Source organism: Elusimicrobia bacterium HGW-Elusimicrobia-1, assembly GCA_002841695.1.
Lineage (GTDB): Bacteria > Elusimicrobiota > Endomicrobiia > PHAN01 > PHAN01 > PHAN01.
This window is the reverse complement of record PHAN01000013.1, coordinates 23,620-44,745: the sequence shown is the minus strand read 5'-3', so window position 1 is coordinate 44,745 and position 21,126 is coordinate 23,620. Positions and strand designations below refer to the sequence as shown.

Below are 21,126 nucleotides of genomic sequence, written 5' to 3'. Positions count from 1 at the left end.
AAAACCCCGAAGTTTCGGGCGGCTTCGGGTGTTGGGGTTCGGGGCGTTTTTTGGGGTTAGGGACAGGTCGCGACCTGTCTCTACGGACTATCTCATAAAGACAGCAGATAGATAGATAGATAGATAGATAGATAGATAAGGAGCGCGTTTCATTTTAGGGCCTCTTTGGTGTCTGTCATTGCCGTAGGGGCAGGCCCCCGTGCCTGCCCTGTTTTTGGGCGACCACGGGGGGTCGCCCCTACACAATTCCGCGCGATTGCTTCGTTGAGGGCGGGCAAGCCCGCCCCTACGCGACTCGCAATGACAAGGGGTGATGATGGGCTCGCAATGACATCGGTTTTTCGTCAAACTTCTTTTATCTTTTTCGCGGCTTATTTTATCTTTTCAGTGGACTTCTTCATATATTCAAGCGCTTTTTGGTTTGTGGGGTCTGATTCAAGCGCTCTGTTGAACTCTATGACGGCCTCCGGATAACGCCCCTCTTCGTATAATTTAACGGCTCTCTGGTATATCGCGTCGACCGTGTATCCCGATGACATCGTCGGCGGAAGTCCCACCGCCATCGGCAGCGCCTGCCGCCCGAATCTTACGGTTATGCCGGCTCTGTGCGAAATCCCGAGTTCCCCCGCGTGCGCCGAAGCGTAGTCGAACTCGACACCCATAAGATTCAGCCCGAAACCGAACCTCATACCCACGGCATCTTTTATTTCGCCGCCAGTGGTGTATCCGCCTCTTATGGCAAGAAGACCTCTTATGATATATTCCAGGCCGAGGCCCACGGCTGCCTTGTCGCCCTGAGGCGTTGTTATCTCAATCATTGTATTGAGAGGATTTTGCGCCACGTTTACCGAGTAGAGCGCCCCGAATCTTACAGTCGTGGGAGTAGGAAATCCCGCGGACTCCGGATTATATTTAAGAGAGCCGCCCATATTAAGAAAACTCAAGCCCAGAGCCAGCGGGCGATCCGCCACCATCATAGAGTAAATCATTCCTATGTCGAACGCGATGGTATTGGCGGATTTTTTGTCGAGAGTTTCAGACACGCTTTTGATGGTGAGGCCGCCGCCGAGTTTTGAAAGCGCCCGCGCGTCGCCGTAAAGAAAGTTGGCGTAACTTAATCCTATTACGGACGCTCCGGCGGTTACTTCGCGCGTGGCCTCGCCGAAGACGTTGTAGCCCTGGAATTTTCCGACTCCCAGCGAGCCGAAGGACGCCGCGAAAGTTCCCTGCGACGTGGGATAAGCCGCCGCGACGTAGGAATACGATACATCCTGATAATGAGCCACGTGCATAAATGACGCTTCGCCCTGAATTATGCCCGATAGAGCGCCCGGATTGTAATGAGCGGCGGAAACGTCCAGAGATGTTACGCCCGCGTCTCCCAATGCCGCGGCCCTTGCCGAGGGGCTGAGTTTAAGAAATTCGGCGGCGGTTTCTCCGGCAGCCCAAAGAGAGTGGTTAGTGGTTAGTGGATAGTGAATAGTAAAGGCAAGGACAAGGGCAATCCGCCGCAGGAGTCGTCCCCGCCCGCTTATAGCCGCCGGAACACTAGTCAAAAGACACAATTTTCTCATATATTATCCGTTTTATTTACTCGCCACTAACCACTAACCACTAACCACTTTATCTAATCACCATCAACTTACCGATTTTCTTGACTCCGTCGGAATTCTCGACGATGTAGATATAAACTCCGGGCGCGACGGGCTGCTTAGATTCGGTTTTTACGTCCCACGACCATATGCCGGTTCCGTCGTCGACTTCTTTTTCTTTTACCAGAGAGCCGGTTATCGTGTATATTCTTATTGTGCAGACCGACGGTATGGGCGAGGCCGGGACTTTGCCGAAGCGGATTTGCGTATGACCTTCGGCGGTGTCGAACGGCACAGGGTAGGCGTACGCGGCCGATACGTCCGTGGACGGCGAACCTTTAAGAGCGTATACGCTGAAGTGCATAGTGCGGGCGGTCACGATTCTGCGGGAGGTGTCGACTGCGCTTTCAAGTTCTTCCCACTCCTTGGTCGCCTCGTTGAGGTAAACTATCTTGAGCATTTTTGAGAGTATTCCCGGCGACGTTCCGTCGACCACGCCGTCGCGGTCGGAGTCGTCGTAAGGCATTGTCAGTGTTACGGGCGCGTCGAACTTGCTGAGGCGGTTACCCGCGGCGGTGTAGGCGGTAAACTCTCTTGCGCTGCCTGAAATGATTTTCGTAAAACCTCTGGCGTCCGACGATGCGACCTTGGCCGATGCTTCGGTTATGTCCGACGGCGTTACGTGAATGGGAGACGCCACAGGGTCGATATTTATGACGACGTAGACGGGCTCCGACGTCGCGCCGCGTTCCATCTCCACTTTTGTTTTTTCGTCGGCGGCGACTATCGTGTTGGAAATATTTTCGTCGAGCATAGTGTGGAATACGGCTTCGGACGCTTCGGCAAGGTTGTTGCCCATGGAGTCCTTGGCCGCCACGGTGACGACGATACGATAAGTGTAATTCGTAAGAAGCGGCGCCCCCGGCGTAAACACCGCTTTATAGTTTTGCGTGTTGTATACGGTTGCGCCCGATATGTTGGCAAAGATAGTGTTGCCGTTTTTATCTCTTACGGCGTAGAGCGCCACCGACGCCTCGGTGGATTCCTTGTCCATAGATCTGTCGAAAGTCACGGTTATGTGGCTTGAAACGCTGACTCCGTGCCAGCCGCCGTTTATGAATTGTCCCAGCGGCGTTATGGCCGTCACCGACGGACGATCCTCGCCGGAGTTGAACTTGTAGGTGAACGACACGGCGCTTGACCAGTTGCCGGCGGTGTCTTTTGCGCGCGCTCTGAAATACCAGACGCCGCCGGCGGCGATGGGAGCCGATACGTCGTAGAACGCGTCGGTCGTGTCTATAACCGTGTCCGGCGCGGCTTCCGCGTTCGTCGAGAAAGTTATGCTGTAACCGGCTATGGGGCTCTCGTTGACGCCGCCGGAATATGGCTCCGTCCAGTAGAAATACGGCGTTTCTTCGCGTGTCCACGCATTGGTTTCTATGGGAGTCGCATCCGAGGCCGACATCTGAGAGGATACGGCTCCCATCGACGGAGCGGTGTTGTCGTATCTTACCGGCCCGAAAGTCGTCTGTCCGGTCTTGGACGCAGGGTCTCCCGAGAAGCCCGCCACGTGGAAGTACCACGATCCCTCGGAGTCGATGGAGCCGGTGATTTCAGAGATGCCGTCCCAGAGGTCGCTCGACGAAGCGGATACGACGGAATCGAATATTTTGTTCCAGAGCCAGCGGTAAGAATCAGAGTTTGACGCCCTGAACTTCCATGTCGAAGCGTTCGTCCAGACGGGCGAAGCGGCGCCGGGCGAGGTATTCTCGATGATGGGCTGTCCGCCGAGGGTATAGGCGGTGAGAGTCGGGCTCCAAGCCGTAAGAATGCTCAGGGAATTTTGAGCGCGGCTCTTTACTTTGTACTCGGCCGATTTTACAAGTCCGCCTACGATGATGCCAGCCGCGCCGTTCCAGTCCGAGTAAGTGCGCCACACGGGTGTCGCCGATACCGCGTTGCCGGAGGCGTCCACATAACGCTCCACGGGAACGTCGAAGTAAATCGCGTAAAGCGTATGCGTCGGATTGCCGTTGACGGAGACCGCGATTCTGAGCGTGTCGGACGTGGCCACGACGAGGGCGGGCGCGGACGGAGAGTTGGCCCACGTGACCGTCGAGTCGGCGACGGATGAAACCGCCATAACTTCAGCCAAAGCATTTCTGGATTGCGCCTTGAAGTAATATGTCGTGTTGGGGGTAAGGGAACCGGGAAGCTGGAAGTAGGAAGTGGTCTGCGTCCAACTCACCGACGACGAGAATACCGTCGGGCTGACGGAAGGCGAGGTGGAGCACCAGTAGGATATGGCCGATGACCCTTCCTGAATCCGGCTGAATCCGGCGGGGATGTCGTTTACTATCGAGCGGGCGCGCATCGCTATTTGCGTGGATGATGTAACGTTGAGTTCCACCATTTGGGCGCGTTCTATCTGGGTGTATGTCCATGTGGAAGGAGACCATCCGCCGTAGCCGCTTAAGCCCGCTTGTTTGCCCCTGGCCTTCGCCCAGAATTTTTTATTCGGTTTATCGGGATAGTGACCGGTGTAGTAAGACGTAGTCAATTCCGTCGTTATGCCGGCCATTTGTTCGTAGTAGGCGCCGTCCGTGGAAATCCAGAGTTCGTAATAATTCGCGCCGCCTACGTCGGCCCAATCCCACTTTATCCTGTATAGTTCGCCTTCGGCCACCACGCTTCTTTCCGCCGCCGTTATCCAATCTGCGGCTCCCGGCCCGGTCGTGACCGAGCCCGTTGACGACAGCACGGTCTCGATGGCGGCGATGTTGCGCGCTTTCACGCGATACCGGTAGAGAGTGTTGGCGTTAAGGTTGTAATGGTACCACACCGTCGAGGTTGACCATTGGACGGATGCCTGAATTCCGCCAAGTCCGTTGAGCCACTGGCCATCGTTGATGCTCCATACGGCGAAATCCGTTTTGCCCGATCCGACGGGATTGTCGCCTTCGACTATTACTCTCGTAAAGTGGGTTCCGGATGGCGGCGTGTGGTCCCCGGGATTATCCTGAACCGTCGGAGTCGAGGGCAGGACACAGTGCGTATAGGTCGAAAATCCCGTTACCCAGTCGTTGAGTGTGCCTTGGCGGTTTTTGGTTCTTATCTGGAAGTTATAAAGTTTGTTGGGGCTCAGATCGCTCCACAGACGCCAGGTCGACGTTGATTGTATGTACTCTATGTTGTCGTCCGGGCTCAAACTCATCGTGTTTATGCCCCAGTGTTTTATGCCCGATTGACCAAGCCCAAGATTAGCAGGTCCCGATGCGAAAACAGGCCGCGACTGTATCGTCATTGAAGATACGATGAACTCGACTCCCGTCGGATTTTCTATGCGAGTGGCTGTTGTGGAGGTGTAGGGGAGCCAGTCGTTGGCTATATTATCCCAGTTTTTTGATATCGTGCTGAATGTGTAAGTAGTGTTGGGCGTGAGTCCCGAAATATCCCAATAACTTTGCTGCCCGTAGCCCCTGGCGACTCCCGTAACGGCGTTCGAACTATACATTAAGTTTATCGCGGAGCTGTTGCCGCCGTCGGGATTGTTGAGGTTGTAAAATTCTCCGTCGGCGATTGCTCTTAACGCCGTGGTGGTCACAAATTCCGGCGGAACGGTTATACCCGTCGGAGATTCTATCAAGGTTGCGCGGCCGTCGGCGGGTTGGTTGAGGGCGGAATATTGTGTCCACACGGGTATGTCGGCGTTGTTCCTGGCCGCGACGCGGAAGAAATATCTGCGGTTCGGGGCAAGCGCTCCGTCGTAATAATAATAGGTGTTCTGGACGCTGAGTTCGCTTATATTGCCGCCGAAATCCGACGACGTGGCGCGTTGTATTTTATAGTAGGTGCCCGAAGGATTCGCCGGAGAACCCGCCGTCCAGTTTATCTGCATGGAATCCTGAGAGACGCTCGCCGGTGAGTAGAACGGATTGTATGAAACGGGCGGGCTGGCCTGAGTCCACCCATTGGCTTCGTCGGAGAACTCGCTTTCGACGAACCCGACGTTGCGTGATTTTAGCCAGTAATGGTATTTCTTGTTGGGGCTTAATCCTTCGTGCAGCGTCGAAGTGGATATTGCCCAGTCGGAAAGAAGGTTGCGGTTGGCTTCCGTCGCGGAATAAGTCGCGTACCAGAGTTTATATTGATATGCCGCGCCGGAATAATTGACGAGGAGTTTGGACGAGGGGCCGCCTGAGTCCGGCTCGACGGAGACGATTTGAGGCGTCGCCGCGCGCGTGGCTTTGGAACTCGACGGGCCGAAGGCCGTGACTATTCCGTCGCCGTTTCTGGCGACGGCGCTGAAGTAATAGGTCGTATTGGGCGCAAGACCGTTGACGTTTTTGCCGCCCCATCCCGAAGATATCCAGTCAGGCTCCGGCACGATCGCGCCGCCCGCGTCGACGTAATATGTGGTGGGCCATATCGAGGACGTGGCCACCGCGATGGCGAAATCAGTAAACTCAGTGGGACCGTTGGGGTTGGTGTTCGTGTTCAGAGAGTTTATGACAAGCTGCGATGAAAGCGTAGTCGTGGAAACACTCACGGCGCCGGGCGTGGCCGCCAAAGTATATCTGGTAACCCACGATGTCGACGACGGGCTTGCGCCGAACTGGTTGCGGGAGTTAGCGCGGAAAGTATAAGCGGTGTTCGTGGAAAGTCCCACGAACGTGTGCGTATTCTCAGACGGCACCCACACGTGCGACGAGTAGTCGAGGTCGGCGTTGCGGATTTCGGCGGCTACGGCCGAAAGTCCCGCGCCCAGGTTCGACGGGAAGTTCCCCGCTCCGCGGACATCTACGGTCGTGGCCGAGAAGTTTCCGAACGCGACGCCGGTCGCGGGATTTATCAGTGTGCACGACAGCGGCAGGTTGTAGGCGGTATTCGATACGCCGTCGCCGTTTTTGGTGTTCACGCGGAACTGGTAAGTCGTGTTCTGCGTCAGCGAGCCGAATACGTAACTGATATTGGTTATCCAGGTGGAGTTTACGCCCGTGGTGAGGTTCGTGAATATTATTCCGGAACTCCCTTCGTCGAGATTGGACGGCTGGGGCGAGGCGGTTATGCTTATGCTCGACGGATACACGGCGTAGTTCGCCGAGGTTACCTGCTCTATCAGGGTATACTTCATTCCAAGATCCACCCACTCGGACTCGGCGGCGGCGAAGTTGCGCGATTTGACGCGGAAATAATATTTTACGTTCGGCGAAAGATTGTCGAAGTCGCGGTAAATGCTTGTCTGCCATCCGTTGTGATAATTGTACGGGCCGGCGGGCGATACCGACGACGCTTCGACGTAATATTCGGTATTCTCCGGATTCGCGGGCAGCCCGGCCGTCCAACTCGCTCTTACCGTAGTTGTCGTGATTCCGGTGAATACCGACGCCAGAGGCGAACTTGCCAGTGTGTACGTCGATACGTTGAGTGTTTCCCCGCTTGCGACGCCCGCGCGGTTTCTGGAATCGGCCTTGAATGTGTAAACGGTGTTGGGCGAAAGGCCGGAAATTGTGAAGTACGATGTTGTGCCGCGCCATCCGGAATTGGTGGAAGCGCTCAGCGAATAAGTTATCACGCCCGAACCCGTCGACGAAAGATTGGTGAAATTACCGTCGGGAGCGGCCTGTATCGAGGTGTTGGTTATCGCGCCGAACTTGACTCCGGCGGGGCGTTCGATGAGAGTTATCTTGCTTATCGGAGAACTCAGCGTGCCGACGGATTCGTTTTCATCGCCGTCGCCGGAGCGTGAGTTGGCGGTGAAGTAGTATGTGGTGTTGGCGACAAGATTGACGGGTGTATGAGCGGCGCTCGCGTCGTATGGTTTGGAACTGCGCAATTCGGTGTAATATTCGTCTCTGTATACGCCTATGGAAACTCCGGAGAGGCCCGCGCCGGCCCTGGTGAAAGGGCCGCCCAAAGCGCTCAGCGTGGCGCTTGTGCGGAAAACTCCGTCGAAAGAAATGCCGGTGACGAATTCTATATTGGTCCACGCCGCGCCGAGTTGGGTCCAGGCGGTTTCAATGTTTGAAGCGTTCCTGGCTTTGACTCTGAGGTAATAAGATGTGTTGGGCACAAGATTAAGAAGATAGTAGGTGGTATTGGGCAGCCAGCCGCTGGCGTTGGTGGGCTCGCCGCCGTATGACACCGACGAACCCTCGACGTAATAATAGGTATAAGTGGAATTGTTGTTTTCGTACCAGTTGATTTCTATGAAATTCACGCCTCTGCCCGGAATCGAGGGCGACCCGGGGGCGGGAGGATTGGCTCTTGTGTAAGTCGAGAATGCGTTCGACCAGTCGTTGGCAAGGCCGTCGCGGTTTTTGGATCTGGCGCGATAGTAGTAAATGCGCGAAGCGTCGAGCCCGTTGTTCGTCCACGCCGAGGTGGAGTTCTGATAGCCGCTTGAATCCGCCGAGCCGGTTCTCTGTATCTCGACGCCGGAAAGCCCGACATTAAGAGAGCTGAACTCGTTACGGGGAGCGACCTTCACATACCACGTCGAGGTTTCGATAAACTCAAGACCCGTCGGATTTTCTATGCGCGTGGCTTTGAGAGTCACGGCGCTTTCGGCGTTGGCGAGGCCGTCGCCGTTGAAGGATTGCACGGTGAATCCGTAGGTCGTGTTGGGCGCAAGCGTGCCGTCGCAGGTCCAATTTAAATTCCCGCTCGATGTGTGAGTCGAGGACTGGACGGTTCTGGTTTCGCGTAAAATAATTCTGCTTTCGCCGTCGCCTAAGGAAGTGAAACTGTCCGCCGCGGTCGCGGTGATCGACGTCCAGTGAACTGCGAAACTCATATTTGACGCGGTCTCGATACGGGTGTATTTGGCGCCTAAGGAAGCGTGGTCGCTCCAGATATTGTCGCCGTTTTTCGCTCTCGCCCAGAACCATTGACGGTTGTTGGGGTTAAGCGACGCGAAGGTCCCCGACGTTATATCTACGCCGTCGGCATTTTCGACGGAACCCGTGATCTGCGAATGTGTGGCGCGACGCACCTGATAAAACGTGTTTTGCGGGTTTCCCGCGAAAGCGAAGTTCGCCGTTATCGAGGTCGTCCATACTGCAAACGAGCCCGCCTGAGGAACCGCCGCGTAGGTGAATTTCGCCGACCCTGCGGAGAAAGTCGTAGCGATGCCGTTGTTATTGAGAGCGCTCACATCAACGAAATACGACGTATTCGTCAGAAGGCCGACGACGGTCGAACCGGACACCAACCAATCCGATTTTGTTTTCCAGAAAGGTGTATCACCGAGAGCGCCGTCATTCTGAGCGTAGCGAAGAATCCCGTTCGGCGAACTTATTCTCAGGGCATATTTGCTTGACGGCGGATTTCCCGCGTCGTTTATGCCGACCCAAACAGTGTGCGTCGAAGCCGCTACCATCGACGGGGCGGCGGGAGCGGCGCACAGCGTGGAAGTCGAGCCGAGGACGCGGTCGGTGGACTCTATGTTGTTGCCGTTTCTGGCGCGGGCCCAGAAGTAATAGGTCGTGTTCAAGTCAAGGAATTGGAATAGTTGCGACGCGAGGTCGGGCGTATAACCGTAGGATGTTATCGTCGAGACGCCGACGCCTGCCGACGAGACGAAAACTTTGTACTCGGTAAGATCGGGGTTGCCGCCCGAAGTCCAGCCGGCGCGGATTTCCGACGATGAAACGTCGGCGAATGCCGCCGCCGCCGGAAGCGCGGCAAGCGTGTAGCGGTTGACGTTATTGCCGGCCCAGTTGCTCACGCCGACGTCCCCGTCGTTGCCGGCTCGCGCGCGGTACCAGCGGCGCACGTTGGCGCTCAGGCCTTCGTGGTCGAAAGAAGCGCCCGCGCTCCAATCGGAAATTCTTGTCCAGCCGTTCGTCTGGGGCGCGACCGCCGAGGGCGCGTTCCATGTCGCGCGCTCCACTTGATACTTGGGCCCCGTGCCCGTCCATGTTATTCTTATCGTCGATGAAGACAGCGCCGCGGCCGCAAGATTCTCGGGAGCGCTTGAATTGGTAGAGCGCTGGCCGACGGCGGACCACGGGGATATCGTGTTCTGCGGATTTTTCGCTCTTACTTTGAAGTTGTACATCGTGTTGCCGGAAAGTTCCGCCACATTTTTGCCGCCGCCGTCATTGCGCCATACGTCGTGTATGTTCCATGTCGTATTCGGATTCGTTACAAGTATTCCCAGCGTGGCATCGACGTAATAAGTCGTACCCGACGCGAAGCCCTCGACCGTAGAGACGGCAACTTGATAAAGGGTTTCAATGCCGTTGGTGCCGGACGAAATCATAAGGTGTATGGCCGTATCGGTCGGGTCGCCGGTGGAAAGAGAATTTATTGAGACGGCTTCGGGAGCCGTGTAGAAAGTGGAGCCGTCGGCCAGCGGATTGGATTCGATGAGACCGTCGCGGTTGCGGGTTTTTACGTTGAAGCCGTATTTTGTCGACGGAGAAAGACCCGTCAGAGTCCACGTGGTCTGTTGTATCCAGCCGGAATTCGTGGAGATGTTTATTCCCCAGAAGTATATGCCGGAATCGCCGGACGTAAGATTCGAGAACGCATTTCCGCCCTGGGCGTTTTTGACCTTAAGAGTGATGGACGTTTCCAGAGTTTCAATGGTTTCTATGGAACCCGGCGATTCGATTCTGGTGGCTCTGGGCAGAATATCGCTTGACTCATTGAGAGCGCCGTCGCCGTTTTTGGTGGTTATTGTGTAGTTATAAAGAGTGTTGGTCGAAAGTCCCGAGTTGGGCCACGAATTGGTGGTTAGCCATCCTGAATTGGCGGATGTCGTCTGGTTCTCAAAGAAAATCGCTCCCGTAGTAAGACGGCTCGGCGTCGGCGTTCCGGCCAGCGTTATGGCGGTTTCCGTTACGGGACTGAACACAGCGTTAGTGGAACGCTCGATGAGAGTGAACTTGGACGAGACCAAAGAATACTGCGTTTCGATTCCCGACTGGTTGCGGGCTTTCGTCTTGAAGCGATACTGCCTGTTGGCCTCCAACCCGCCGCTGACAATACCCGATCCGCCGCCCCACTCGGAGCGCGTGCGCCAAGTTTCCGTATCCGCAAAAATTCCGTTCGAGGCGATGAACTTTGTGGTGGCCCAGTTGTCGGAGCTGGCTGCTATGGCGAATATGGTCGCGGCCGGATTCGAGTTTTCGTTTACGACGATATTTATGGATGATACGCTCATTGCCGCAAGCCCCGGCGTCAGAGGAACGTTGGCCAGAGTGTATGTGGAAATCGTCGGCGTCGGAGTGTTGGCCAGCCCCGCTCTGTTTCTGGAGTTGGCGTAAAACGAATACTGCGTGTTGGGCGACAGCGCCGATAGCGTCCAGTAGTCGGTCGTCTTGCGCCATCCGCTCGTCGTCGACAGCGATGTCTCATAGAACGCTATGCCCGAAACGCCCGTTTCTATTTCGGAATAATTCGACGGAGACGGCGCCACCTGTATGGCGTTGGCGCTTTCCACCCTGAATATGGGATAGGCCACGGACTCGATTCTTTGGGCGGTCGCCCCGACTTTATTTGCGGTGTTGAGCGACCCGTCGGGGTTTCGGGTTACTATGCGCCACCAGTAAGTGGTGTTGCCGGCGAGGCCTTCTATCGTCCAGAGATTGTCCTTTATGAAGTTGCTGCTCGATATCAAGGTTGCGTAACTGTCGACGAAAACCTCAAAATTGATGCCGCTCGCATCGCCGGCTTCAAATCCCGATATTTCCGGATTCGCGCCTTTTACCGTAGAACTCGTTACTCCCAGAGACACGAACTCTACCGACGACGGAGTGGTTATCTTGGTGCGGGTGCTGACGACAGAGGAGTAAGCCGTTTCCATCGCGTCGGGATTGCGGGCTTTTACCGCTATGTAGTAAGTCGTGTTCGACGACAGAGAGCCGAGCGTAAAGCCGAGCACCCCGCCCCAGTCGTCGTAACTGCGCCACTGCGGGGCGGTTGCCGTGACGTATCCGGTGCCGGTGTATGAAGCGAACTTGACGGTGTTGAAATTCGCGGCCGTCGATACGCCGACGGCATAAGCGACGTTGGGACTTCCGGCGTTTGCGCCCTCGTTGATTTCAAGCGATAACTGACTTGCGTTTACTCCGGTAAGATTCGGAGCGGGAGGCGCCGCCGGCAGGGTGTAGCGCGTAATCCATCCCGTCGAAGAATTGGCTATGCCGTAACGGTTGCGGGAGTTGGCGCGGAAATTGTAGGCCGTGGCGGGGTCGAGGCCGTCGAAAGTCCATTGGTAATTCGTGGTGTTTTGCCAAAGCTGCGTGCCGTCGCCTTGTCTTACCGCGATTATTCCCGCGTCGCCGGCGGCAAGATTCGTAAACGTTCCCGACGGGCGGGCGTAAATCGAGGACGAATAAATCTCGAACGACATCGACGAGGGCAGCTCTATAAGCGTGGCGTTGTCGACGGGCCCGACCATCGAGTTTTCAAGATTTTCCTTGTTTCTTGTCTGCGCGTAAAAACCGTAAGTGGTATTAGGCGTAAGGCCTGTCCAGTCGTAGACGGCGGCGTCCGTCCAGTTGGCGTAAGTGGAGTTTCTTCTGTATCTTATCCACTGCTCTCCGGGCTCTTTGGTGAAATCGCCCACCGGAGCCACGCTTGCCGAGGTTGTCCCCACCTGGAAATTTATGCCTTCCGGAGTTTCTATTTTTGTGTATTTCTGATTGGCCAAAGACCACGCCGTCATTATTCCGTCTTTATTGCGCGCTATGACTTTGTACGAGAAACCGGTATTGGGACGCCTTGCGCCCAGAGCCCTGCCGGATACTCCGCCCCAGCCGGTTTTGGTTGTCCAATTTTCGTAAGTGATAGTTTCGTAAGTCGACGAAGAAACATAGGCCGAAGTCGCCCACTCGTCGGAGCTTACGGCTATGGCAAACTCCGTCTCCGGAGAATTAAGACCTTCGCTTACGACGACGTTTATCGAATGAGTCGAGAGCACCACCAGTCCCGGCTGACCCGGCACGTCGGCCAGTGTAGACGACGTCGCGTACGCGGAGTATGAAGTAAGGGTACCCTCGGAGTTTTTGGCCCTTACGAATACCGTGTACTGAGTGTTGCCGGTAAGCCCCGTGATGTCAAACGGTGAGTTCCATCCCGCGGTCGTGGCCCATTGCGTTTCGCCTTCGGGGGCGAGTTGTTTGGAAGCGTTGACGTAGTAAGTCGTGTTGCCGGTTACGGTCTTTATGGAATAAAGCGTGTGCGCGGAGTTAGCTCCGGTGTTGATGGTTACGCGCAGAGACGAGCCGGACAGATTGGATATTACGGGTTGAGGCGGCGCCTGAGCAAGCGTGGATTTGGCCCACGACGCGGATTCGGATCCTTCCTGCGCGTCGCCGTTTCTTGTTATGAATCTGAAATAGTAGGTGGTGTTCGGGGTAAGAGACGCAATAGCAGTGGAAGTTTGTTGTATGAAAGTCGTCGACGTAACATTTCCGACGAAGTCGTCGGTCGACCATTTGAATACCATTCCGCTTGCGCCCGCCGTAATATTCGACGGCGCCGAGGCCTGAACCGTTATGGAAGTTACGCCCACCGACGGAAACGCCGCCGATGTTATATTCTGTATGAGGGTGTAGCTCGACGGCAGATAAGTCCAGTCCGTGTCCGACCCGCCGACGTTGGTATTTCTGGATTTTGCGCGGGAATAATATCTTTCGTTGGGATTGAGTCCCGTAAACAGATAATTTATGGCCGCGCCCCAGTTGCGCGTGGCGAAGGCCACCGAGTAATTGTCTTTGGTGGAACACTCGACATAATACTGGGCGTTTTCGTTTTCGTTGACGGTCCAGTTGGCGCGGATTGTTCCCGCGGCTATCTGGCTCAAATTGTCGTATCCCGGCGCCCGCGCGCGCGTCCACGTGGAAACCTGAACGTAGGGAGTGGCTTCCGCCGCGCGGTTTCTGGTGTGCGCGCGGAAGGTGTATTGCTTGGAGGCCTTTAAGTTTTCCGTAAGGTCGCTGTTCGGATCGGCAGCCGAAAGCCAGAAAGCGGGCTCCGTGTTCTGCCACTGGGAACTCGTGCCCGCGATGATGTTTTCGATGAGCCATCCGGAATCGCCCGAAGTAATATAGGTAAAGGAGCCCTCCGCCTTGCCGCGTATGCTTCCCGTCGTAACGTCAACAAACTCTATTCCGGCCGCCGTCTCGATTTTTGTTATCACGTAATTTAAGTCCGTCCAGTTCGTCGGCGTGCCGGCGCGGTTGAGCGCGCGTACTCTCGAATAATAAGTGGAGTTGGCCAGAAGTCCCGCCGCCGTGTAGTCATTTGCCGTGGTTATTGTCGAAGCGGTGACGAAATAATCGGGTCTCGTCGAATGCCACAATTCATATCGCGTGCCGCCCGGATTTCCCCCGTCGCCCCATTTGGCGACAAACGAACCCGACGATATGTCGGCGGGGCTTGCCTGAATCGGTTGGGCGCAGAGCGTTACCGTCGAGCCGAAGCCGGACCAGTCGGATTCCGCTCCGAGTTTATTGCGCGATTTGGCGCGGAAATAATAGGTGGTGTTGGCCGCCAGCAAGGAGAATAGCCCTTGAGTGTTCTGGTCTTGTTTCCATCCGCTCGAAGATACGAAAGAAGTATATGCCGCGTTGGCGTGACATTCTATGGCCAGCCCGCTCTCATCGATGGTAGGTTGCGTATAGCTTCCGGTCGGGCTTACTTGCGCAGATATGCTGTGCGAACTCACGGAGAGTATCGTAACGCCGGTCGGACTTTCCATCGCCGTGGCTATATTGCGCCCTCCGTCGGGAAGCCATCCGCCCGCGCCGCCGATGCCGTCGCCGTTTCTTACACGCACCTGGTAAGAGTAAACCCAGTTGGCGCCAAGTCCGGTATTGTTCGTCCACGAGTTGGTCTGTATCCACTGAGACGAAGTTCCCGTCGAGAGATTTTTGAAATCGATGCCGGTCGAATTATAGTCCACGCCCAGATTGACCGGTTCCGGCACACCCTTGACCTGAATGGAATTAACGGAATTTGAGAGCATAACCACGTCGGTGCAATCGGCGATAAGCGTATACTTGTAGGCCGACACATCGCCCCACGCCGTCGAAACGCCGGCGGGATTTCTGGCCTTGACGCGCGAGTAGTACTTGTTGTTTTGAGCGAGAGATTCTATGACGGTGGATGTCGAGGAAATCCATCCCGACGCCGATGCTCCGGAAAATGTCGTGGAATCTATCGAGACCTCGGCGTAATATTGCGCCGAGGCGGGATTGCCCGAAGCGACCCACTCGATTTTAAGAGAATAAGTCGACGGGTACATCAGGTAAGACGCGCCCGGAGCGGCCGCCCACGTGTAAGTTGAAGTCACGTCCGACCAGTCGGTTTCGGACATATCCGTGTTTCTGGCCATAACGCGGTAGAACACCTGGGACGACGGCGTTACCGAGTAGTGTACCGTCGAAGCCGAGGTCAGCGCCCAAGCCGTGAATACGTCGAGCCATCCGCCTGCGGCCGATGTCGCGTGCTGTACTCTGTACTGCGCGGCGTTGGAATCCCACGATATGGCTATGCGGCTCGTCTCATATCCGCCGGCGGGAACCGCCGTAACGTTTGCGGGTTTTCCGGGCAGCGTTTTTCTCTTTGTCTCAGCGCCCGCTGCGGTAAGATGTCCGTAAGCGTTGCGCGCGACGAGCCGCAGGGCGTATTCCACGTTGCTTTCAAGCGAGCGTATTATCGAACCGGCCTCGGCGCCCCAGTCGGAGCGGGTTTTGTACGCGGCGTCAGACACGTTGTCGCTTATGTAGTAAAGCCCTCCGATATCCCGTATGAACTTTTGATTCACATCCCACGAGCCGCCATCGACTTTTCTTATTTCTATGCGGAAAAGTGTGCTTGAAGGATTGCCCGCGTTGGCGAAATCGTCTATTATGATTTTAAGCCGGTCATCGTAACCCGAAACCGCCTGAACGACCGGACTCGACGGAACATTCGCGTAAGTGTACGTAGAATACCACGCCGACCACGGATTGACAAGCCCCAGCCGGTTTCTGGATTGCCCCGACATGTTATACGGCGCGTTGGGCTTAAGTCCGGAAGACGATATCGCCACAGTGTCGTTTCGCCACTCGGAATAGCTGATTTCATCCGTGCCGCCGTCCTGAATGCGCATGCGCCATCCGGATTGTCCGACGGCAAGGTTACTCATCGCTCCCGCGTTAGAGGGCGCTATCGAAAGTTGCGAGGAAGAATTTACCGTCGCAAGACAAGCCGCCACGCTCTCTATGCGGGTGGCCGTCGCGTTGTCGACGACATAATCGTTGACGGCGTCTAACATCGCGTTTTTCGTGCGGATGCGGAACTGATAAGTCGTGTTGGCCGCCAGATCCGTCCACGCGTACGTCTGAACGCCCGTGCCGTTTAAGTCCGACGTGTCCGTCCACGAAAGGCCGTTGGCCGTGCGGCCGAACTGAATCCATCCGAGCGATTCTACGTTTGTAAGATCGCCGGTGGCAGTCACGGATACCGACGTGCGCCATATTTCGTAGTCGAATCCCTCGGGCATCTGAATCTTGGTGTAGCGCGACGACTCCGAAGAATCCGCCGTCACGGCGCCCTGATAATTTCTCGCGGTAACTTTGAATCTATACTGAGTGTTGGGAGTAAGGCCGGTCACGTCGATGCCGTTGTCGCCGCCCCAGTTGGCTTTTGTGCGCCAGATGGCCGCGTCTCCGACGGAGCCGTTGGCCTGGATGTATTTGGTAATCGCCCAGTTGGTCGAAGATATCAGTATCCGGAACTCGGTGGCGGGCGGGTTGGAGTTTTCGTTGATGAGAACATTCAAAGAATCGGTTGATACTATCGAGACCGTCGGCGCGCTCGGCGCGTTGGCGCGGGTGATGGTGGAAATTATGACTGTTTCGGTGTTGGGCAGTCCGTAGATGTTGCGGGAGTTGGCCTTGAAGTAATAAGTAGTATTCGGCTGAAGTCCCGAAAATTGCCAGAAGTTTGTATTTCTCTGCCAGCCCGAATCCTCGGCGGGCGCGGGAGACGTCTTGTAAACTATAAGGCCGCTGGTGGAAGCCGTTACGTTGGAGAAATCCCCCGCCGCGCGCGCCTCTATAGAGGCGTTGGTTACGGCGCCGAATGCCACGCCCGACGCGGGTTGTATTCTTGTGGCGGTTGAGAGGGATACTCCGCCGGACGCTCCCGATCCGACATCCTCGCCGTTATAGGATTTGGCGTAAAAATTATGCTCGGCGTTGGCCGCCAGAGCGGTGAACTCAAAAACATTCGTGGAGACCACCGTCTCGTAGGGCACTTCGGGGAATGCTCCGACATTGGCGGCCATTCTCAAATGGGACGAGCCGCTTCCGAGATTGGTATATCCCGCCGCGCCCGTCGGATACGCCTGAATTTTTACCGTAGAGGAACCTATTTCTATGGCGGCCGCCGACGAGACGGCTTCTATCAAAGTCCACTTCGCCGAAACGCCTCCGTAATTCGTAATCGACCCTGCCTGATTTTTGGCGGCCACGCTTATGAAATAGGAAGTGTTGGGCGTAAGGCCTTGTGCGGTTTTGTAACCGTCGGCGCCTTCCCATTGGGATTCGGTCTGCCAGAGGGGCGATGCCGCTATGTTTCCGGCGGAGTTAAGCCATCTGTCCGCTCCGCCGGAGGTGGTGATTTTTACGGCGTAAAGTGTGACGCCGGGGTTTTCGGCGGTGAGGATGTTGACGCGCAGGGATCCGGTGGTCATTCCGGATAGTGTCGGAGCGGGCGGAATTTCGGCCAATGTGTAGTACGTCGCAGCCGTCGGGGCGCTCGATGTGCCCCAATAAGACGGCACCGCAAATTTATTTCTGGCCTTGGCGTAAAAAATTATCTCGGCGTTGGGGTTGGCGTCGAATTGACGATAGTCGTCGGTGTTCGTCTTCCAGAGCGCGCCGGCGGCGGCTTCGTCGTCGGGATCCGACTCGCCGGTTTTCCATACTGCGACGGCCGAGGCGGTTGTCCCCGCGCCCAGATTGGAGAAAGTTCCGGCGGGTTTGGCTCTTACATACCAGGTTGTGGCTTCAACGAGCGTAACGCCCGTGGGGTTTTGTATTTTGCTGCACATAACGCTCGACGTTATCCACGGCGTTTCGACTTTGTCTTTATTTCTGACTTTTACCCGGAACTGGTTGGTGGTATTGGCTTGTAATGTCCCGTTGCTTGCGCCGAATATGTCCTGAACTGTCCACGATTGGCCGTCGCGCCAGTAGTCGTCCTGTTCGGTGGGATATTTGATGGAATCGTAAGTGTTTGAATCACTTTCTTTATTGAGTAACCAGCGGCTTCCGTCGCCGCCGGCATCGGATAAATCAAAAGAGTTCTCCCAGTTTATGGTAAGCGTGGCGTTGGTTTGCGCTATGTTCGAGGCGATTACGGAAAGGGGCGTTTCTATGAGGGTGCACGACGAACCCGTCGCGACCCACGCGCCCGGATTTCCGCCGTCATAATTTTTGGCGCGAACGCGGGCGGTATACACGGTGTTTTTCGATAAACCGATAAACTTTTTCTCCGGAATAGTTTCGGAGAAATTCGCTTCCGAATCGGTTATCCATTGGAACGACGCGCTTGAACTTATTTCTACGGAATACTTCGTCGCCGTGCCCGGAGGATTGGAACCTTCCGACCATACTATCGCGGCCGAAGTGTATCCGATGTCGTATTTTATGTTAACGCCGACGGGGATGTCGGGAAGCGTGAAAGCGTATTTGTCGCCGTCGGTGGTCCAGTTGGCTGCAGTGCCGGTGGAACGGTTCACGCCGTCGCGGTTGCGGGATATCGCCCTGACGAAATATTTTTTGTTGACGCCGAGACCCGTGAAAGTGTGGCTGCTTAAACCCATCCAGCCGGAATCGCCGGAAACATAGTCGAAGTTGCCGAAGGTATCGCCGACCGCCGCGCTTACTATCTGAACGCGGTAATTTGCCGCCGCGTCCGCCGGAGACCAGTATGCGTCGAGCCGTCCGCTTACGCCCGATGCCGTCGAAAGAGCGATGGCATAAGGCATTCCGGCGTAGGTCGTCTTGTGCGTCGCCGCGCCCAAAGAAGTTTGCTCTTCCGAAGAATTGCGGGCTTTGACACGCACATAATAACTCGTATTCCACAAAAGATCTTTTACGCCCACTCCCGCGCCGGCGCCCCACAAATCGGTGTTCCAGCCGGATTTCGTCCGCCAAACTGCGGCGACGCCGGTGGAGCGGTCTGTCTGCACCCAATATACGGGAACTCCGGAAGGCATTGTGGAAAGAGCCACCGCATACTGCGTTTCGGCGGGATTCAAAGGCGTCTCATCCGGTATTTCGACGCCGAGACGGTTCAGCGGGTCTCCCGCCGGCATACCTACCGTCGGGGCAAGCGGCGTTGCGGGAAGTGTCACCTTGGTTATGTGGGTTATTGTGGAATTGAGAACACCGTCGTAGTTGCGCGAATTCGATATGAAATAAAAAGTTGTGTTGGACGTTATTGCGTCGTTGGCGCCCGTGTATGCGGTGAAATAAAAATAGTCGCCGCTTTGTATCCACGCGGAACTCGAAACACCGGTATTAGTCCATTGATAAGTGTTTACACATATAGTGTAGTTTATCGCCGAAAGGCCGGATGAGATGTTGCTGAAACTTCCTCCGCCCGACGGAAGCGCGCGCACGCCTATGCTCGATGAGCCGATTATCCATTCCATAGTAAAAACGGGCTCTATCTTCGTGGCCGCGACGATGGTATCCGTATAATCATTTCCCAGCGCGGCGATATTTTGGGAGCGCGCGCGGAATGAGTAGGTGGTGTTGGCAAGAAGCGCCGGCGCGGATGTGGGGTTGTCGGCGCGGCGGGTCCAGATTTTGTTCTTTTCCCACCCGCTCGTCCACGGACCGCCTTCGGAGCCCGACTCCTCGAACTGTATGCCGCTGGAACCGTCGGAGAGTTTTGTGAAACTCTGCGCGCCGAAGTTTACGACCGTCGATGAAACGTACATTGACAGTTGCGAAGAAGTAAGAACAGGGCTTTCTATGCGCGTATATTTGGGGCCGACCGACGTGAGATTCTCGAAAGCCGTCGGCTCGCTTTCAAGGTTAAGGGCGCACACGCGGAAGTAGTAGCCGCTGTTGGCCGAAAGACCGTCGAAGTCCAGATATATGCCCGCGCTGGTGGTCTTTGTGGCGTTTATCACCGAAAAATCGTTGGCCGTCGACATCTGAACGCGGTAAGTCGTGCCGCCGCCGTTGCCGTTGGCGTCCCAGTAACATCTTACCGAATGTGTCGTGATGAAGTTGTCGTTGAACGACTGCGCGACGGGTTTGTTGGCGAGTGTGGATTTTGAATTACCTTCGCCTTCGTTTATTGAACCCGCGTGATTTCTCGCCACGACGCTGAAGTTATAAAGCGTGTTGCCCGAAAGTCCGGAGACGTCCCTTGGGACTCCCCACGCGGCAAGTGTCTGGTAATCCGGCGAGCCGGTCAGTTGAGAGTTGGCCGAGTTTACATAATAGGTCAATTCTCCGACAACGGCTTTTATCGCGTAAAGCGTGCCCGACGGATTGTCGCCGCCGGCAAAGTTTACTCTTATCTGCGAGCCGGACAGCGCCGTAAGAGAATCAACCGGACGCGCCTGCGCGAGTGTGACGCCCGAGATTATTCCCGTATCGCTTGAACCCACCACGTTCCACGCACGGATTAAGCGAAAGTAGGTAGTGTTTGGGCTAAGGCCGGGTTCGTCCCAATAAGTGGCATTGGCCGCCTTCGTGGTTTTGAGCGCGCCCGTCGAAGAATATATCCGGAATTCTTCTTCCTGTTTCTTGCCCGAAGAATTATCCGACCAGTTCCATTGAAGCGCCGTGGATGATATTGCGGTTGCGAAAGAGCCGGTCGAGGCCGTCGGCGTTTCATAATATTTCTGGAAAATAGCGGAGGCGGGATAAGAGGATTCAAAGATGAAAAAGTCGCCGCTGCCGGTGTAAAGGCGCGGTTCTTCGAGAGCATTATAGAGGGTTTTTATTGGCTCCTCGTCGGCTTCGTCGGTCGAGGCGGTAAAGAAATCGCCTCCGCCGGTGTAGGCCTCGGTCGAAATGGCCACGATTTCGTCGAAATAAACTTTTGAGCCGCCGGCTGACGAGAATGATTTTACCGTAAGGTTTATTACGCCCTGTCCGGTCGGTGTTCCGGATACGGTGAGCATTTCCCAGGCGTCGAGAGCGTTGGCGGTGGCCGTGGAAAAGTGGCTTACTCCCAGACCTTCCAGAGACACCACGGGATACCCCGAGCCGGTGTTGTACGATGCGTTGTAGCGGAGCCAGAGAGTGACTGTTACGGGGACGTTGGTGGTGGCCGCAATTTGAAAGACGGCGGCGGTATCGAGTTCCAGACGAAATGCGCCGGAACCTCTTTGGACTATGGAAGTTTCCCGTATGACGTGGGTGTTTACGGCGACGGCCGCCGTCGGCGCGAAGACGGACAGAACCGCCGCAAATACGACGGACGCCGCGCTTGCGCGAAGGATGGATAAGATAGATAACCTTGTAAACACCTTTTCCACGCTCATATTCTTAACAAAAAG

Annotated in this window: 2 protein-coding genes; both read right to left on the bottom strand. The window is 55.7% G+C overall.

Translation table 11 applies throughout. The annotated features are described in order from the left end of the window. Positions 1-371: 371 nt before the first annotated feature. Positions 372-1,385, bottom strand: a complete 1,014-nt coding sequence (locus tag CVU77_07240; protein ID PKN01054.1) for a hypothetical protein — start codon at positions 1,383-1,385, stop codon at positions 372-374. A 238-nt stretch (positions 1,386-1,623) separates the two neighbouring features. Next, positions 1,624-21,111 carry a hypothetical protein gene (locus CVU77_07235; GenBank protein PKN01053.1) on the bottom strand — a complete coding sequence of 6,496 codons (19,488 nt, stop codon included), beginning with the start codon at positions 21,109-21,111 and terminating at the stop codon, positions 1,624-1,626. Positions 21,112-21,126: the final 15 nt, after the last annotated feature.

What these genes read in the sequence shown, in the direction of transcription:
- CVU77_07235 (PKN01053.1), bottom strand. Translation starts at nt 21,111, where the DNA reads ATGAGCGTGGAAAAGGTGTTTACAAGGTTATCTATCTTATCCATCCTT.